The sequence below is a fragment of the Aquimarina sp. AD1 genome (assembly GCF_003443695.1).
In the GTDB taxonomy this organism is placed as follows: Bacteria; Bacteroidota; Bacteroidia; order Flavobacteriales; family Flavobacteriaceae; genus Aquimarina; species Aquimarina latercula.
This window is the reverse complement of record NZ_CP031966.1, coordinates 410,368-428,332: the sequence shown is the minus strand read 5'-3', so window position 1 is coordinate 428,332 and position 17,965 is coordinate 410,368. Positions and strand designations below refer to the sequence as shown.

Sequence of the window (17,965 nt, the reverse complement as noted above, 5' to 3'; positions counted from 1 at the left end):
CGTGACTAATAAAGATTAATATACTTTTGTCTTTTACCCAAAATAGTACAAGTAATTAGTAAATGGACCAAAAATGAAAATTCAAAAATTAAAGTTATATACAAATAAACTAGATTTAGAAAAACAATTCTATTCAAATACTTTAGGATTTGAAATACTTGAAAGCACAGTAAACCACTTTACATTAAAAATTGGATGGAGTGAATTAACTTTCGAAAAGTCTGAAAAGGATTATAAGTACCATTATTGTTTTTTAATCCCATCCAACAAACTAAATCAAGCAATAAAATGGATGGAAAAAAGGGTTCCCATTTTAGACTTAGAAGAAGGAAGAAAGACCCAGAGATTTGAAAGCTGGAATGCTGATTCATTTTACTTCTATGATGCTAGTGGAAATATTGCTGAATTTATCGTAAGACATGAACTGAAAAACGCTATTGATTCTGATTTTAAAATTTCGGATGTATTATGTGTAAATGAAATTGGAATGCCTACAAGTGATGTAAAAAAAATGAATAATCAACTTCAAGAAAAGTTTGGAACAAAATTTTGGAAAGGTGATCCTCTAAGATTTGGAACAAATGGTTCGCAAGAAGGATTATTTTTACTACCAAACTATAACTTAAAAGATTTTTGGTTTCCTACTTCCATTAAAATTAAACCAGAACCATTTAGTGTTACAATAAATAATAATGATCAAACATTCTATCTAGAATATAAGAATGAAGAAATAAAAAAGTACTCCTAAAAAAACAACTATCAATTAATATAGCTTTTATTAATTGACCCAATATTTTGAGTTATTAACCTTATTGTTAGCTAAGTATTCAAACAAAAAACGTGTATATTTAATTACTAATTCTACATACTGTTAGTAATTAAATTACAACACATGAATAGAACTTTAAACCTTCAGAAAAGTCTAGCCATTTTAGGGATTCCTGTATTGATTATTGTTATTATGATACTTCTAACAAAATCGTCCATATTTACAAAAAACTTCAACAGTTTATCTATTGCAATTACATTTGATTTATTATTAACCGTTCCCTTTATATATTTTCTGCAAATTAGAAAAACCAACATTCCGAAAATTACTATTCTTTCATTTGTGATTATCGGTATGGTAGTTTGCACAATCATAATTCCTTCCAACAATCAATATTATTTGGATCTTTTTAAGACTTGGATATTTCCTGTTTTAGAACTTTCTATAGTATCATATGTGATATACAAGTTGACTAGGTTTATAAAGCGTTATAAAGTAAATAAAAATGGATCTGTAGACTTTTTTACTGTTCTAAAGGATACTTGTAGGGAGATACTTCCTAAAGCCGCTGTAATACCTGTAGTCACAGAAATTGCTGTTTTTTATTATGGTTTTATTTATTGGAAAAAAAGAAACCTCAGTAAAAATGAGTTCTCTTATCATAAAAACAGTGGAACAATATCTTTATTAATTGCTCTTATAGTTATTATTGGGATAGAAACAGTTGTATTTCATATTCTTCTTGCAAAATGGAATCTCGCTGCAGCTTGGATTTTAACTTTTCTTAGTATATATTCTGGTATTCAGATTATTGGTTTTATCAAATCGATGTATAAAAGACCTATTTCTATCGAAAATAATAAATTATTCCTTCGATATGGAATTATGAATGAGACTATTATTGAGTTATGTAATATTGATAGCATAGAAATCTCATCAAAAGATATTGAATTATACAAAATTACCAGAAAACTATCATTTTTAGGAGCGTTAGAAAATCATAATATGATTATAAGACTAAAAGAAGAAAACACCTTAATTGGGCTTTATGGAATTAAACGTACTTACAAAAATTTAGCAATACATATTGATGACAAAAATGAATTTAAAAATCGAATAATTAGTGTTTCTAATCGATTAAAACTAGATGCAACTTTATAATATAATACACGATCTAAAAAACTTCATAAATTGTTGTTTTTATAAGTCCTTTACCATCTGCTGTATTAATTGATAGTAACTCTTTTTCTTTTTTTATTTTAAAATTAAAAGGTGGTGCTAATAAATTTATTCCGCTTTGCTTTTTTAATCTGATTCCTTGCCCAGAAATCACATCTGTATTTGGATTAAAAATACCTTTTGGTATATGCTCTGTAAGAATAACATACTTAAAATCATATAGCTTATTCACTACTTGTTTTACTTCCTTATTTGACAAATGTTGTAATACTTGCCGTACTATCAAACAATCTGCAGAAGGTAAATCATCGACCGCAGCATCTAGACAATGAAACTCTAAATTTTGTTGCTTAAATTTTTCTTTATTGTACGCTATTAGTTCTTCTACTATATCTATTGCAATATATTTCTTACTGTATTCAAACAATTGCTTCCCTATATTAAAGTCACCACAACCAATATCACATACGATCAATGGTGTCTTAAACGACGTTAGAAATGATATTATAGCATCTATATAAGGAAGTACAATCTTAGGGTTATGAGATCCATCGCCAGAATAAAAATCAAATTCTGTACCTCCCCAAAGTTTCTTTTCATAAACCTGAGCCATTGCATCTTTTGTTGGCCAAGGAGTTTTCTTTTTATTCATATCTGTTTTTCTATTCGTCTTTAAAAACTGCTCCTGTAAACTATTAAAGGGATTCTCTTCTAAAAATAAAAATATAATATCGAAACAAACTTACAGATTATGAAGTATAACAACCTCTTAAATTGTTTGATCATTATTATAATGACAGCTTCAAAAAAGTACAATTAGTAGTCTTTTTTTTGTAGCATCAAAACCTTCATTCTACTTCATCTTTGCATTGTATTAATCATTAAATAAACAAAAAGATGAATATTAAAGACCAAGTACAAAAAATGGATGCAATCGTAGCACAAGGTGCTATTGTTGACGCTGTAAAAGATTTTTTTGCAGATAATGCAGTAACTGCTGATTACGGTAATAATGGAACAAATGGAAAACCTGAAATGGTAAAAAAAATGGAAGGTTTTGCTAATGCTATAGCTAAGGTTAATGGAATTACACATCATCATACCATTGTTGATAAAAATATTTCTGCTTCTGAATTCACTTTTGATTTTGATATGAAAGATGGCAGTAAAATATACTGGCACGAAATTATACGTCGAATTTGGAATGACCAAGGAAAGGTTACTCAAGAAACATATTTTAACGCAGAATAATTAACATCAATAATAACATTTAAATAAAAACATTATGAAACTTATAAAATCATCATTAATAATAATCGCACTAATTTTTACCGCTAATTTATCTGCACAAGATAAAAAAGCCAATAACGTAGACAATAGCAATATAGCATTACAAGGATATAGCCCAGTATCTTACCTAGATCTAGGTTTAGCGCAGAGAGGAAATAAACAATATAAATCAGAACATCAAAAAATCATTTATTATTTCACCTCATCAGATCAAAAACAAGCTTTTGATAACAACCCTGCCAAATATCTGCCGCAATATGGAGGATTCTGTGCATTCGGTTCGTATGCAGGTGCAAAATTTAGAGTTGATCCAACAAAGTTTATTGTTAAAGACAGTAAGTATTATCTATTCTTAAATAACGTAGAACTAGATGCCAAACAATTATGGTTAGCTGAAAATAATCATAATAAATTAAAAAGTACCGCTGATAAAAACTGGAGTAAACTAAGTAAAACTCACAATTAATTTTTCCATCACCTCAAATTTAAAAATCATGAAATTTGTAACCAAAAGAATACACGCATTTTTAGATTATCCTGTTGCGATTATATTAATATTACTACCATATATACTTGGTTTAGGAAGTTCCAATCCAATGGCGCTATATGTTTCTGTAGCAACTGGGGTTGCAGCTTTTATATTGACCTTATTAACAGATCATAGTTTAGGAGTATATCGTATTGTACCATATAAAGTTCATTTAATTGTAGATTTTTTAGTAGCAATTGTATTTATTATCGTTCCTTTTATTTTATCATTCCAAGGAATAGATGCTTACTACTATTGGATAAATGGTGCAATGGTTCTTATAGTAGTAAGCCTACATAAACCAGAAATATCTGTCTGATATATAAATATTTGATCAAATAGATTACAGTAATAACATTAATGAGTAATAACCGTTTGAATCCTAATTTAAGCGGTTATTGCTTTTATATATTATAATTAAAAAAGCTATCATTAATATCTTGAATGATTCATTCTAAAACTTCTTACACTTTTATTATCTTGCTTTTGAATAATGAATTTCTTGTTAATCTTGCGGGATCCACTATAAAAGATCCAGAAAGTGTATATTGTAAATTGAATGCATCACGTCGAAAAATTTTCACCAGAACTTAATAAAGTATACTTTATAGAAAAACATACGTTAATCCACATTTTATCGGGTAACGGAAGTATTCAGGTTGATTTTAAAAATTATTTTGACTGGCAAGAAAAAGCCATTTTTTTAGAAAAAGGACAATACATCAAATTTCTATCGGACAATTTCACTATCAGAAGAATTGAATTCTCGAACAAAGATAAATTCTATAATACAGAAGTTCGAGTATTATTTAAACATCTAATATCTTTAGGGTATATTGATTTATTAGAATGTGACGAATGTAATAACTTTTTATCAGAATCAACGTTAACAGATAATTCCTCTAATATTATAGATATTTCTTCAAAACAATGGTACTGGCAAAACCCTTTTAAAGCAAACAAAGAAGAATATCAGATTATTTTTGATATTAAAGATATTATTGATGAAGAATATTCTAATAATTTAACCAGTAACGATCTAGCAAATCTTATTAATGATAATGGATATAATGCCCAGGCACTTATTAAAAATAAAGTAGGATTGTCAATTAAAAATTTAGTTAGCTCTAAAAGATTACAGGAAAGCCAAAAACAAATTGCTTTTACCGATAAGAATATTCAGGAAATCTCTTATGATTTAGGGTTTAAGGATGATGCTTATTTTAATCGTGTTTTTAAAAATTCAACTGGACAAACGCCTAAACAGTTTCGAGAAAACTTCGATTTTGAAAAACGAGATACATTTACCCAAAATATTCTAGAACTTTTACAAAAATATCATACTCAAGAAAGAGCTCTAGAATTTTATGCTGATAAAATGAATCTATCTATTAAAGCGCTTTCTAGTAAAGTTAAATCTAAAATGAATATCACTTTAGGCCAATTAATCAGATTAGAACTTATCAATACTGCAAAATTTATGCTCATTGAAGGGGAATCTATTTCTGAGATATCTAGAACCTTAGGTTTTGAAGAACCTAACCATTTTACTCGGTTTTTTAAACATTATCTAGGTATTTCACCAACGGATTTTAAATCAAATGTTTAAATAAAAAATCCTAGCCAATATCCTGTTTACAAAATGTATCCGATTTGTAACAATTCAGCCAAAACATATAACAATTCGGTAATTATAATTACTTTCATACTACGTATCGCAGTAGCTTTCGCATAAATTAATATATTATGTTTTTAAGCGCTATAGGTATTGTTCATTTCGCCTCATCAATAATTTCATTATTATTTGGAACTCTAGCTTTAATCAAACCTAAAGGCACCAAAAATCATAAGAGAATTGGTTATATCTATACCATTGCTATGAGCGTTTTACTGGCAACTTCTTTTATGATATATCGATTACATGGAACATTTGGTGTACTACATTGGTTCGCAGTAATTAGCAGCATCACTTTATTATTAGGAATTATACCAATGTTCATAAAAAAGCCAACAAATTATTTACAACTACATCTTAGTTTTATGTATTGGAGTGTGATAGGATTGTACTGTGCATTTTTTGCCGAAGTACTTACGAGAATACCATTTATGCTAAAGGTTAATAGCAACATAATCCCTATTTTTTATTCATTAGTAGGAATTGCTGCAGCAGTAGTTAGTATAATAGGTTCAATTTATTTTAGAAAATATAAAGAATCTTGGATGAGTCTTATAGAAGATTCTACAACTAAAAAATAAACGCTGTATTTCTACAGCGCTTACAAATGATACAATGACTTTTATTTTGGCATTACAACATCACCAATTACATGAATCACTCCGTTAGAAGCCATTACATCAGTTTTTACAATTTGGCTATAATTACCATTTTGGTCTTTTAGCCATATTTTTCCATCCTTTTTCAGAACTTTTAATTTCGCACCATTCAGAGTAGTTAGTTCCGCTTTTCCACCGCCACTTTTCAATGCTTTTACTACAGCTCCAGCATCAATTTTACCTGATACTACGTGATATGTAAGAATTGAAGTTAACTTTGCTTTATTAGCTGGTTCTAATAAAGAATTTAAAGTTTTAGAATCAATCTTTGCAAAAGCATCATTCGTGGGAGCAAACACTGTAAATGGGCCATCGCCTTTTAATGCTCCTACTAAATCTGCTGCTTTTACCGCTGTAACCAATGTAGAGAAATCATCTACCGAAGCTGCCACATCTACAATATCTTTTTTTGATTGTGCAAACATCGATTGAGATACTACGAATAAGAAAAGAGTCGAGGTAATAAAAATTAGTTTTTTCATGATTTTATTTTTTAATAATTAAACAATGTTAAACGCGCTTTTCATTATCATATACACAAGTTTGTTTCGTTTGGATGAGTTTGGATGAGATTTTTTTTAAATTTGAAGAAGTCAATAATAAATGAAAGACGATTTAGAGCTCATAAAAAGATTACAGAATCAAGACACAAAAGCGTTGTCTAAGGTCTATGATCTATACTCTGGAGCGATTTATGGCGTAATTTTAAGAATGTGTAAAAATGAACCTTTAGCACAAGAATTATTACAAGAAACATTTATGAAAATTTGGCAAAAAGCAACTACTTATGATTCAGAAAAAGGAAAGTTTTTTACATGGTCCTACCGAATAGCTAGGAACCTTACGTTAAATTCTTTAAGAAAAACAGAAACCCTCATCCAAAATGAGGATTTAAGTGTATATAAAGATAGAAGTACTTCTGAAGAAGAAATAGATACAAAAGGGATAGTAGGTTCTTTAAAGAAATTAGAACCTCATCATCAAAAAGCTTTAGAACTTGTATACTTTAATGGACTCACTCATAGAGAAGCTCATGAAGAGATGAATGTACCATTAGGAACATTCAAATCGTATATAAAACAAGCTCTTAAGAAATTGCGTGAATCTTACAAAGAAGAACTTATTATCGTATGGATTATTATTGAACTGATGAGATGATGGATAGGAATACAATAAAAAATACAGGAATACTAGAACAATATCTATTAGGTGAGCTTTCGGAGAAGGAATCTATAGAAGTAGAAAATATTCTAAAAGAGGATGATGAGTTGCGAGAATACTTTAGCAAAATGGAAGATGATATGGAGCAAATAGCTTTAGAAAATGCCATCTCCCCTCCCACTCATTTAAAAACAGTACTATTTAATACGATAGAAAAAGCTACTATACATTCTGATGAAAAAGTAATTCCATTACAAAAAACAAAAAGAACATCTTATAATTTTGCAGTTGCGGCAAGTTTAGCTACCCTATTTTTATTGAGTTCTAGTTGGTTATATAATCAATGGAAAGAGACAGAACAGACTATAGTAAATTTACAACAAGAAACAGATAATTTACGAACCAAATTGGTAAATATAGAAGGAGATTTAAAGGAAACGAATGATTGGTATCGAGCGATTAATAAACCCGATGTAGTTCAATTGGTTTTAAAAGGAAATGAAAAATCACCTAATTCTGCTGCTGTTGCTTATGTTAATCATCAAAACAAAGAAGTTATATTAAACCCTCAAGGACTTTCTAAGCTAAAGAACAATAATACTTATCAAATGTGGGCGGATGTAGATGGAGAAATGATAGATATGGGGGTTATTTCTTCTGATGCTGAAATGATAAAAATGAAATACATAGAAAATGCTGAATCATTAAACATCACTATTGAACCAGCTGGTGGAAACGATCATCCTACGGTAGAACAGCTTATTTCTAATGTGATTTTATGATAAACCATTTTTGAAACTTTAGTATCCTATGGACAAAGCACTACAAACCATGATAAGTAACATGCCTGAAAAAACAGGTAAATCATTAGATGAATGGAAAAAAATTCTACAAGAAAAATCTTTCGCTAAACACGGAGAAGCTATGAAGTTTTTGAAGGGTGAACATGGAGTTACACACGGTTTTGCTAATACCATTATTGCGCTATCTAAAGAATCAAACGAAACTCCGGATGACTTAGTTACGAATCAGTATAAAGGAAAAGAAACTTTATTACCAATCTATCAAAAACTATTAGCTGTAGTTAATTCTTTTGGTACTGATGTCATAAATACTCCTAAAAAAACAAGTGTGAGTATTATCAGAAAAAAACAATTCGCACTTATTAAGCCAGCAACTAAAACAAGAATAGATCTTGGTTTAAAATTAAAAGACGTACCAACAACAGATCGATTACTAAATTCTGGTCCTTTTGGAACAATGTGTACTCATAGAGTTCAATTAACAACTGTAGATCAAATAGACTCAGAACTTACAGAATGGCTAAAAGAAGCTTATAAAAAGGCTGAATAACAACCAAGCATTTAATGTTATTTAATATAAACAACTATCTATCACTACATTACCATATAGTATACAATCATCAATAAAACTTTATATTTTATTTATGAGGTAATTCAAATGTTCAGGACAGTTTTATCAAGATATTGCTGTCAAATTAGAACACTCATAAAATAAAATTTAAATGAACATTACATTAGATCAAGCAGAAAAAATAATTAATGCTGCAAAAGCAAAATCAATTGCGCTAAACACTAAAATGAATATTTCTGTTGTTGATGCTGGAGCAAATCTAGTTGCTTTTGCACGCATGGATGGCGCATGGTTAGGATCTCTAGATATATCATTAAAAAAAGCTAAAACAGCGCGATTTTTTGATATGAATACAGGTGTTATTGGAGAGTTATCACAACCAGGAGGCGCTTTATATAATATAGAACATTCTAATGGAGGTTTAATAACCTTTCCCGGTGGAATACCTATAAAAAACGAAAAAGATGAAATTATTGGTGCAATCGGAGTAAGCGGTAGTACTGTAGAAAATGATCACGCGGTAGCAGAAGCTGGAGCTTCAGCTCTATAATTTTTTATAAAAAGGTGTAGATTATCTAAAAACAAAACTTATATAATCTACACCTTCTAATTTCATTCTTAGGCATTACTAATAGTATAAATATGAAAAAAATAGTTAGCTATATCTGGCCGCTTACCCGAAAAATCTCATCTAAGATCAACGGAACATTGGAGATTACCTGGATGAATGGTAAAAAAGTTTTGGATAGTGAAATGGCTAATTATTCCTACGGTTCATTGCAGCGTATTTTAGATTATGGTTTATCTAAGATATACTTTGATAGTAAAGCAAACATCCTGTTGTTAGGAATGGGGGGAGGAAGTGTCATAGAGACATTAAAAAAGAAGTATAATCATAGAGGACATATTACCGCTGTAGAAATTGATCCAGTTATAATCAAACTAGCAGGAGATGAATTCGATATTATTCAAAGTAATAATTTATCTATTATATCTGACGATGCAGCTAATTTTATTAAAAATTGTAAAAGTTCTTTTGACCTTATCGTTATAGATATTTTTATTGATTTAGAAGTACCGGACAAATTCTATACAATTGAATTCTGGCGTTCTCTCATAAAACAGTTGAAATCAAAAGGAAATATCCTTTTTAACGCCGGAATCCAGTTAGAAAATGATACCGATATACAATCAATAATACGAACATACTCTAAAGAGATTGAATTTCAGTTACATGATAATGTTTATGGAACAAATACCCTTCTTATAGGTAGGAAAAAATAGTATCTTCGTTTGAGATATTTATTTCGTCCTTCATGAATGCAAAAAGCCTTAGCACTACTGCTCAAACGATAGCATCCTATATCCATAGAACTCCCGTATTGACATCTAGACTTATCAACCAAATATCTGGTGCGGATCTTTATTTTAAGTGCGAAAACTTTCAGAGAATGGGAGCTTTTAAAATGAGAGGTGCTACTCATGCTATTCTTAAATTATCAGAGGAACAAAAATCAAAAGGTGTTGTTACTCATTCTTCCGGTAATTTTGCACAAGCACTATCTCTATCCGCTCAAATTTTAGGTGTTAAAGCCTATATCGTGATGCCATCTAATGCTCCACAAGTAAAAAAGGACGCGGTTAAGGATTATGGAGGAGAAATCATAGAATGTCCTCCTACCCATAAAGATAGAGAAGAAACCGCAAGTAAAATTCAAAAAGAAAAAGGAGCTACATTTTTACATCCATATAATGATCATAATGTTATATTAGGACAAGGGACTGCTGCATTAGAATTATTAGAAGATTACCCAGATTTAACATATATATTTGCTCCTGTTGGTGGTGGTGGATTAATTGCAGGAACGTCATTAGCAGCAAACTTTTTTGGAAAAAATTGTAAAGTAATTGGTGGAGAACCTTTTGAAGTTGATGATGCATACCGAGCATTACAAAGTGGTACTTTAGAAATTAATGAGACAACTAATACTTCTGCTGATGGACTTAAGATGCCTCTAGGTAATCTTACTTTTCCTATTATACAACAATACGTTTCGGAAATTATTCGGGTCGATGAAGAAGAAATTATAAGTGCTATGCGTCTTATCTGGGAACGTATGAAAATCATAATAGAACCTTCTTGCGCTGTTCCTTTAGCAGCTTTACTTAAAGAAAAAGAACGTTTTAAACATCAAAAAATAGGAATTATTCTATCCGGTGGAAATGTAGACCTTAGTAATCTTCCTTTCTAAAACCATTTTAATACTTATTTAACAAAGCCTAAAAAACCCTTATCTGTAAAGGTCTCAGCAACAAAACTCCTAATAAATTAGTTCAACTACTAATAGATTAGTTGTAAAACTAATTTATTAGGAGTATGTTTGTTCTATCAAATTGAAAATCATGCAAAAGTTAGCTAAACGAGAAGAACAGATTATGCAGAGTTTATGGAAACTCAAGAAAGCTTTTATTAAAGAGATTATTGAAGAGCTACCAGATCCGAAGCCTCATTATAATACCACTGCCACTATCGTGAAAATTTTAGAAGAGAAAGGTTTTATTAGTCATAAGGCATTTGGTAATAGTTTTCAATACTATCCTTTAATTTCAAAAAATGATTATCAAAAAGATGTTTTGGGAGAAGTTGTCAATAATTACTTCGATAACTCACCTTTAGCATTGGTTAAATTCTTTGCTAAAGAAGAAAAAATAAATACTGAAGAGTTAGAAGAAATTATTAAACTCATTAAAAGCAAGAAATAATGGCGTATATCATCTACAGTTCAGCACTTATAGGTTTGTCATATTTGATATATAGATTATTCCTATCTAAAGAGACTTTTTATCACCTAAACAGAGGAGTATTACTTAGCTTGATGGTGATCTCATTTTCCATACCTTTTATCTCGGTACCAGAAAATATATCTTTTAGAACGGCCTTATTTCAGAAAGAAATTATCGAAAATCCGGTACCTAACTTGGTTGAAACTAATGTTTATAACAATGAAGACTCAGTAAGCTTTTCTGAGAATACAACTACCATTACTGCTACTGAATCAATAAACCCTTCTATTATTTCTTTGGATTGGAAATCAATAATTCTCTATATCTATATTTTAGGTGTAATGGCGTTTGGAGTTAATTTTTTAATTCAATTGATTGTATTAGTATACAGAATGATAAAGTTTCCTACTATCGAAGTTGATGCATACAAAATTGTAGAAACGGATACTAATCATGCACCTTACTCTTTTTGGAATAGGATATTCATCAATCCAAATCAATACAATCCAGATACATATTTGCAAATACTAAAACATGAACAATTACATATTTCCGGAAAACATAGTTTAGATATGTTATTAGTAGAATTATTAGTTACTATACAATGGTTTAATCCATTTGCCTGGTTATATCGTAAGGCCATTGACAATAATCTAGAATATCTTACGGATCACGGTATGCTTATTAAAGGGGAGAATAAAGAAGTATATCAAATGAATTTATTAAAAGTATCAACCCCAGATATGCCTACAGGTTTGGCAACAAGTTACAATCAATCATTTCTCAAAAAACGAATCATTATGATGAATTCCAAAAAATCAACAGCAAAATCAGGATGGAAATACCTAATCATTATTCCATTACTGGCAGTAACCGTATTATCATTTAATCCGGTCAGTATTAACACATCAATCGACGAATCTATTTCTAATGAATTAGAAACCCCAAGTGATGAACATTTTAAAGAGTCCAAGTTTAAAAATGACTTTACCAAAGGAGCCTGGGATGCAGAAGAAGGAGGCGGTAAACTCTGTATTATGTATAGAAATGCAGAACCTCTAAAAAGAAGTTATTGGTCTATAACGCGTTGTTACGATCCTTCATTTTTTGCCGATTTCCCATCGGGTAACAAACAAAAATTCGAAATTACACGAGATGCAGGAACTATGGTATTTAGTGGTCAATACGAAAATGGGATTGGAGATGGAAAATATACTTTTACACCCAATACAAGTTTTAGCAGCGCATTATCTAAACAAGGATTTAAGGTAGATAATGAAGAGCTTGTACATTGTTTTCTTACTGATTTTGACAATGCTTATTTGGCTTATCTAAAACAAGAAAACCTTTCTCTAGATCAAGATGATTTTGAAGATATCATACACAAAGGACTTTCTTTGGAAAAATTAAAAATGTATAGAAAAGAATTATCCAAATTAGGATATACAGATTATACTATGAATGAGGTAAGTAAATTAAACTTATTTGATGTAGATGTTGCCTATATAAAATTCATTAACAACGTTAATGGTCAACAAGCTACATTAAAAGAAATTACGAAAGCTAAAATTCATAATCTATCTCCAGATTTTATTAAATCTTATAATGACAATGGATATAAAAAGATGTCATTAAATGACTATATGAGACTAAAGATTCATAATGTATCTCCTGATTTTATTGCCGATTTTAAAAAAGAAGGATACACAAATATTTCAGCAAAGGAGGCACAGAACCTGAAGATCCACAATGTGACTCCACAATATGTGCAAGCTTATAAAAACGTTGGATACAAAAACATTACTCTAAAAGAGGCTAAAAACCTAAAAATACATAATGTAACACCAGCATTTATAAGCAGTTTTAAAACATCGGGGTATCCAAATATCACATTAAAAGAAGCTAGAAATCTTAAAATACATAATGTAACACCAGACCTTATAAAATCTTATAAAAAAGCAGGGCAAACCAATCTTTCCTTAAAAGAAGCCATTAAATTAAAAATTCATGGAATTTCTCCTGAACAAGCAAAAGCTGCTCAACAAAACGGAAAATCAAGTTCTTCTACAAGTAGTTCGGGAAAAGGATATCAAGAAATTAAACAAAACCCTAATGACTTTATAAAACAATTTAAGGCACTTGGTTATGAAAACGCTTCCGTAGATGATATCATTTCACTTAAAATTCATAATGTGACTCCAGAGTTTATAAAAAAATATCACGCCGCAGGGTATAAAAACATTCCTTTAGATAAAGTTGTAGGTTTAAAAATTCATAATGTGACTCCAGAATTCATTAATACCTTTAAAAAAGCTGGATATCAGAATATTTCTATAGATGAAGCAATGTCATTAAAAATACATAATGTATCGCCAGATGTTGCTAAAGAGTATAAAAATATTGGATATAGTAATTTAGATATTGACGATTTGATGTCTTTAAAGATTCACAATATTTCTCCTGAATATATTAAAGAATTTAAAAAAACTAAGTTTGGTAATCTTCCTTTAGATGATATTATGTCTTTCAAAATACATAATGTAACTCCAGAGTTTATAAAAACATTTGAAGATATAGGTTATAAGAATATCACAGCTGATCAAGCGCAAAGTTTAAGAATTCATGGAGTAACTCCAGAGTTTGTAAAATCATTAAAGGAACAGGACAATGATGTCTCTCTTGATCAAGCAATCAGAATAAAAATTCATTTTTAAATGAATATTGTCAAGAACTAATCTATCATTTATACATTCATCAATCATAGAAAATGCTGTTACTAATAGTCTGTAACAGCATTTTTAATTAATCTTAAACGATTAGGCAGACATTCTAAATCATCAGATATAATCAAAATCTATATAGAACTTAGATTATTTGTGTATATGTAATCCTATTTGCCTATGTATTCTGAGTGAATTGTCTTTTTCTCTTCTCCAATATGAGATCCCAGATCCTGTGGTATTACCTGAAAATCCTGGCACCGTCCAATCTACATAAAACCCTCCATATTTGATATATCCATTTTCTACTTTATCATATGCATACGTCATAATTTCAAGGGAATCAATTTTTGCGGGATTCTGATAATATGCTTTATAATGATCTAACAAAACAGCTTTTCCAGTTTTAATGGTATCGGCGAATGGCAAATACATTGTATCGTCGGTATATGAATCTGCTGTTTTTTCAGGAATTCTAGCAATTACATTACTTTTTCCCAAAGTTGTATAGGCCATCAATTCTCTTGGTATCTCAATAGTTTTTAGTACAGATGTACTTGCTTCGGGAACCAAAAATACTTTAGGATCATCAATATGCTCTAAATAGCCTAATGCTTCTGCGCGTATCATTAGTTTTCCATTTACCATCTTTTTCCAAACATTAAAATACTTTCCTTTTAATTTTTTCGAGTTTTCAAAAACCGTGGTAAACAAACCTATTTCTATAATTCTATTAGAAAATTCTATAACATCAATCGTTTCCCTATGATATTCTTTAATATTCTGTCTCGCAAATATAGTGTCATAGTATATTTTAATATTATCACTATGAACTATTAATGGATTGTAATCCGTAAATAACAAAGATTCTTGATCATACAAATCATGTATCGCTTCAAAAGAACTTGTCTTTATTGCTGTACTAATTCTTTCATTATACTCTTGCAAAAGATCTTCCACCCTTTCTGATTCTTGTAATTCATCAATCTTATTACTCTTTGAGTTTTTACAAGCCAATAACGTTGCTAATACAATAGTTAGGACTATGAAATTTTTCATGTTTTGTTTTTTTAAATTCTCAATCTAGTTTAAGAAGTCATATTAAAAATCACTTTCCAAATTTTTAAAGAATCGTTTTTTATCCTTCTAAAAACAAATAAGTTTTTAGTACTAAAAGTATTCGATGTTTCGGTATTTGCTGGATAGAAAGTTCCAGTTACTTTGCCCTGCATCACTACTATTTCTTGATAAGAGTGTATCTCTGTTATTTCGTGTTTCATATCAGCAAAACCAAATTCTTTTTCTTTATCAATATGTGCTATCAATGCCATTTTATCCGTAATTAAAGGCTGATTCGGAGCCATATGAACGAGATCATCTACCCAAACTTTCATTTTATCTTCTGTAGAAATAGTATGATTATCTAATATTTTTAAAATAGCCATCACGGATTTCTGATCTTTTTCTATAGAAAAATTTTGTTTTTCTTTTTGATTATTACATCCCGTTCCTAACAATATAATTATCAATATTATTGTGATATTTTTTATCTGCATAAGTATCAATTTAAACATTCATTAAAAGGATAAATGTTTGTTTAAAAAAGGTAAAACTCTTGTGACTAAGCGCCCTTCATCTCCCCAATACTTATTCCAAGGATCTCCCACAAATTCTTCTCCCATATGATCTACTCCCAAATCCATCAGTTTTTTACTAAACCTACGATTAGAAATTACGTGTGCTTGTGTTTGATCAAATCTTGCCCAATCAAATGCAATTGCGGTAAGGTTTCTTAAATTATCAGCATACTCATCCAACCGTTCATCGAGATGAAATTCTCTTTGCTCTTTTCTTATATTTTTTGGATGAAGTTGTAAAACGTTATTTTCATCTTTTTCAAATAGAAAATCACAAAACAAAGGAGATCTATTTGGATTAGGAAGAAATGCCTGGCATACACTAGTAAAAATCTTAGTCCTAATATCATCACCTACTTCTTCATAAGATCTTGCCACCAACACTTTATCCCAATCAACGCCCAAAGAAATTCTTGGTAAATACCCCGAACCAGTAGCTACTGGATGCAATGCATAAACAATATTAAAAATTTCTGGATGCGCCATAGCAACTTTTAATGCTCCTCTTCCACCCATAAAATGACCGATTACCGCTCTGCTATTTTTATCAGAAATAGTTCGATACTTGTTATCTATAAAGGGAACCAATTCTTCTGTAATAAAATCTAGCCAAAAACCACTTGTACTTGAATTTTCAAATAGACTTCCAATGGTTGGCGATGTGAAATCAGGCACTACCAGAATAAATTTTTTAGATTTATTTTCTATGATATTCTTATCAATTATTTCTGGAGTTTTATGATCAGAAACCACCTGATTTGGATTCTCAAATAAACTATGGAAATAATAGACTACTGGATATTTATTTTTTGATGATGAATAACCTGGCGGAAGGTAAATTTTAATATTTCTAGTAGTATTTAATCCTATTTTATTTTTAGCTAGAATCCTGGACTCAATAGTGTCATCTATAATACTACCCTTTATTTTATATTGTGCAGAAGTAGTATGAATACATAAGAATATTAGACAGGATGATATTGATATTTTCTTCAAAAAAGTAGTATACATAATGGAGTTCTTTATGGATGGATTAATTTATTTACTTAATAGTTATAATCATACGTTGATATCTGTCTTACAATTTTTAAGGTCCCATTAGATGCTCTCCGCCATATCTTTATTCCTTTACCAGTACTAATGCCAGAATGTTCATTATTTCTCCAATTGGCTATATGACTCGCATAATTCACTACATAATCTCCTAAGTCATTTATGTAGTTGTTTCTAATATTTAGTTTCTCGAAAACTGGAAGTTCTACAACGTGATCTTTGATAAACTTATCTAGTGCAGCTTTATCCTTAAAAACTGGCTTATAGCTAAAAAAAGCGATAGCATCATCAGCATATAATTGCGCCCATAATGTATGATCTCTTTGTGCTATAAATTGCTCTGTGAAATGATTAATACTTGCAATTTCGAATCTAATGTTACTGTTTATCGGAAGATGCTCCTGATATGCCAAAATAGTACCTGGAATATTATCAAACTTTAATTGTTCAGTAATATCGGTATGATGGTTATAATTCCATATTTCTGAAAGTAAGGAAATGTTATTTTCTTGTTTTACCCATATATTCATATATTTTCCATTAAGTTCTTCGACTACACCTCCCTTTTTTAATCGAATTTTCATAACAAATTCACCTAATACACAAATCTGAGATCCTAAATCCAGAGTTTCAATATTCTTTCTTTTGTACTCGATAATAACAAATCGATCAAAGAATGCTTTGTAATATCGCATTGCATTCTTTTTTCCTATAAGTGTTTTTTGAAAAGCGGGCATCAGATAAATGTCATCAGAATAATAGCCTTCTATAATCTCTGGAGTAGCGTTTATCATTGCTTTATTACTATCCTCAACAAACCTATTTAGAGCAGTATTAATATCATTCTCACTGATCATTTTAGTCTGAGCTATTATCATTAAGGTATGTAGTAAAAAAAATAGCCAGAATAGTCCATCTCTAATTTGTTTCATACAGTTTTAGTTTTAGTGGTTTCAACTAAAATATTCTGAAAACGAACTTAGTAACTCCTGAAATTGACAAAATCATTATAAGTATTGATATATAACAAAAATGACGTATTTGCTTTCATAAAAGAGCACAAAACAAGATCAACACACTTTCATCAATAATTTGAATACGTTCATCAATAAATTAGAACCTCAACTCATGTTTA

21 protein-coding genes are annotated in these 17,965 nt (G+C 29.9%); 15 read left to right on the top strand and 6 right to left on the bottom strand.

Translation table 11 applies throughout. From position 1 onward, the window contains the following. Window positions 1-73: 73 nt before the first annotated feature. Window positions 74-748: a VOC family protein gene (locus D1815_RS01950; RefSeq protein ID WP_118385715.1), complete on the top strand. Its 675-nt coding sequence runs from the start codon at window positions 74-76 to the stop codon at window positions 746-748. Between the two features lie 144 nt (window positions 749-892). After that, entirely contained in the window at window positions 893-1,930 is a 1,038-nt protein-coding gene (locus D1815_RS01945; protein ID WP_118385714.1) for a hypothetical protein, read from the top strand. Window positions 1,931-1,943: 13 nt separating this feature from the next. Here the strand turns inward: D1815_RS01945 and D1815_RS01940 are convergent, their stop codons facing one another. Continuing rightward, window positions 1,944-2,600: a class I SAM-dependent methyltransferase gene (locus D1815_RS01940; RefSeq protein ID WP_118385713.1), complete on the bottom strand. Its 657-nt coding sequence runs from the start codon at window positions 2,598-2,600 to the stop codon at window positions 1,944-1,946. Between the two features lie 245 nt (window positions 2,601-2,845). On the opposite strand from D1815_RS01940, the gene D1815_RS01935 reads away from it, so the two are divergent. The 5 genes from D1815_RS01935 (at window position 2,846) to D1815_RS01915 (ending at window position 6,023) form a co-directional block, all read left to right on the top strand. Beyond that, window positions 2,846-3,199: a hypothetical protein gene (locus D1815_RS01935; RefSeq protein ID WP_118385712.1), complete on the top strand. Its 354-nt coding sequence runs from the start codon at window positions 2,846-2,848 to the stop codon at window positions 3,197-3,199. 34 nt (window positions 3,200-3,233) lie between these two features. Next, the gene (locus D1815_RS01930; protein WP_035084482.1) at window positions 3,234-3,704 is read left to right on the top strand and encodes a YHS domain-containing (seleno)protein; all 471 of its coding nucleotides are present in this window, start codon (window positions 3,234-3,236) and stop codon (window positions 3,702-3,704) included. Window positions 3,705-3,732: 28 nt separating this feature from the next. Then, on the top strand, window positions 3,733-4,086 hold the full coding sequence (locus D1815_RS01925) for a hypothetical protein (protein ID WP_027391859.1): 354 nt from the start codon (window positions 3,733-3,735) through the stop codon (window positions 4,084-4,086). 240 nt (window positions 4,087-4,326) lie between these two features. Continuing rightward, the gene (locus tag D1815_RS01920) at window positions 4,327-5,376 is read left to right on the top strand and encodes a helix-turn-helix domain-containing protein (protein WP_118385711.1); all 1,050 of its coding nucleotides are present in this window, start codon (window positions 4,327-4,329) and stop codon (window positions 5,374-5,376) included. A gap of 137 nt (window positions 5,377-5,513) precedes the next feature. Then, a complete protein-coding gene (locus D1815_RS01915; protein ID WP_051335973.1) occupies window positions 5,514-6,023 on the top strand; it encodes a DUF2306 domain-containing protein in 510 nt (169 codons plus the stop codon). A 41-nt stretch (window positions 6,024-6,064) separates the two neighbouring features. On the opposite strand, the gene D1815_RS01910 is transcribed toward D1815_RS01915, so the two are convergent. Further along, a complete protein-coding gene (locus D1815_RS01910) occupies window positions 6,065-6,583 on the bottom strand; it encodes a fasciclin domain-containing protein (protein WP_027391861.1) in 519 nt (172 codons plus the stop codon). Window positions 6,584-6,704: 121 nt separating this feature from the next. On the opposite strand from D1815_RS01910, the gene D1815_RS01905 reads away from it, so the two are divergent. From D1815_RS01905 to D1815_RS01870, 8 genes are all read left to right on the top strand, one after another. After that, window positions 6,705-7,259 (top strand): RNA polymerase sigma factor, encoded by a 555-nt coding sequence (locus D1815_RS01905; protein ID WP_027391862.1) that lies wholly within the window; start codon window positions 6,705-6,707, stop codon window positions 7,257-7,259. Beyond that, entirely contained in the window at window positions 7,259-8,044 is a 786-nt protein-coding gene (locus D1815_RS01900) for an anti-sigma factor (protein ID WP_158594471.1), read from the top strand. Before D1815_RS01905 ends, D1815_RS01900 begins: the two co-directional genes overlap by 1 nt. A 28-nt stretch (window positions 8,045-8,072) precedes the next feature. Continuing rightward, window positions 8,073-8,615, top strand: coding sequence for a DUF4287 domain-containing protein (locus tag D1815_RS01895; RefSeq protein ID WP_118385709.1), 543 nt, complete (start codon window positions 8,073-8,075; stop codon window positions 8,613-8,615). Window positions 8,616-8,787: 172 nt separating this feature from the next. Continuing rightward, complete coding sequence (locus D1815_RS01890; RefSeq protein ID WP_027391867.1) at window positions 8,788-9,186, top strand: heme-binding protein; 399 nt, start codon at window positions 8,788-8,790, stop codon at window positions 9,184-9,186. Between the two features lie 92 nt (window positions 9,187-9,278). Then, window positions 9,279-9,920, top strand: a complete 642-nt coding sequence (locus tag D1815_RS01885; protein WP_118385708.1) for a spermidine synthase — start codon at window positions 9,279-9,281, stop codon at window positions 9,918-9,920. Window positions 9,921-9,952: 32 nt separating this feature from the next. Then, window positions 9,953-10,888, top strand: a complete 936-nt coding sequence (locus tag D1815_RS01880) for a threonine/serine dehydratase (protein WP_118385707.1) — start codon at window positions 9,953-9,955, stop codon at window positions 10,886-10,888. A gap of 151 nt (window positions 10,889-11,039) precedes the next feature. Next, the gene (locus D1815_RS01875; RefSeq protein WP_027391870.1) at window positions 11,040-11,399 is read left to right on the top strand and encodes a BlaI/MecI/CopY family transcriptional regulator; all 360 of its coding nucleotides are present in this window, start codon (window positions 11,040-11,042) and stop codon (window positions 11,397-11,399) included. Further along, window positions 11,399-14,134 (top strand): M56 family metallopeptidase, encoded by a 2,736-nt coding sequence (locus D1815_RS01870; protein ID WP_118385706.1) that lies wholly within the window; start codon window positions 11,399-11,401, stop codon window positions 14,132-14,134. The genes D1815_RS01875 and D1815_RS01870 overlap by 1 nt, the downstream gene beginning before the upstream one ends. Before the next feature lie 156 nt (window positions 14,135-14,290). Here the strand turns inward: D1815_RS01870 and D1815_RS01865 are convergent, their stop codons facing one another. Genes D1815_RS01865 through D1815_RS01850 form a run of 4 tightly spaced genes read right to left on the bottom strand, consistent with a single transcriptional unit; the run spans window position 14,291 to window position 17,762 of the window. Beyond that, the gene (locus tag D1815_RS01865; protein WP_027391872.1) at window positions 14,291-15,199 is read right to left on the bottom strand and encodes a hypothetical protein; all 909 of its coding nucleotides are present in this window, start codon (window positions 15,197-15,199) and stop codon (window positions 14,291-14,293) included. 29 nt (window positions 15,200-15,228) lie between these two features. Next, the gene (locus D1815_RS01860; RefSeq protein WP_147404393.1) at window positions 15,229-15,696 is read right to left on the bottom strand and encodes a hypothetical protein; all 468 of its coding nucleotides are present in this window, start codon (window positions 15,694-15,696) and stop codon (window positions 15,229-15,231) included. A 21-nt stretch (window positions 15,697-15,717) separates the two neighbouring features. Continuing rightward, complete coding sequence (locus D1815_RS01855; protein ID WP_118385704.1) at window positions 15,718-16,788, bottom strand: alpha/beta hydrolase-fold protein; 1,071 nt, start codon at window positions 16,786-16,788, stop codon at window positions 15,718-15,720. Window positions 16,789-16,823: 35 nt separating this feature from the next. After that, window positions 16,824-17,762: a nuclear transport factor 2 family protein gene (locus tag D1815_RS01850; protein WP_118385703.1), complete on the bottom strand. Its 939-nt coding sequence runs from the start codon at window positions 17,760-17,762 to the stop codon at window positions 16,824-16,826. Between the last annotated feature and the right edge of the window lie 203 nt (window positions 17,763-17,965).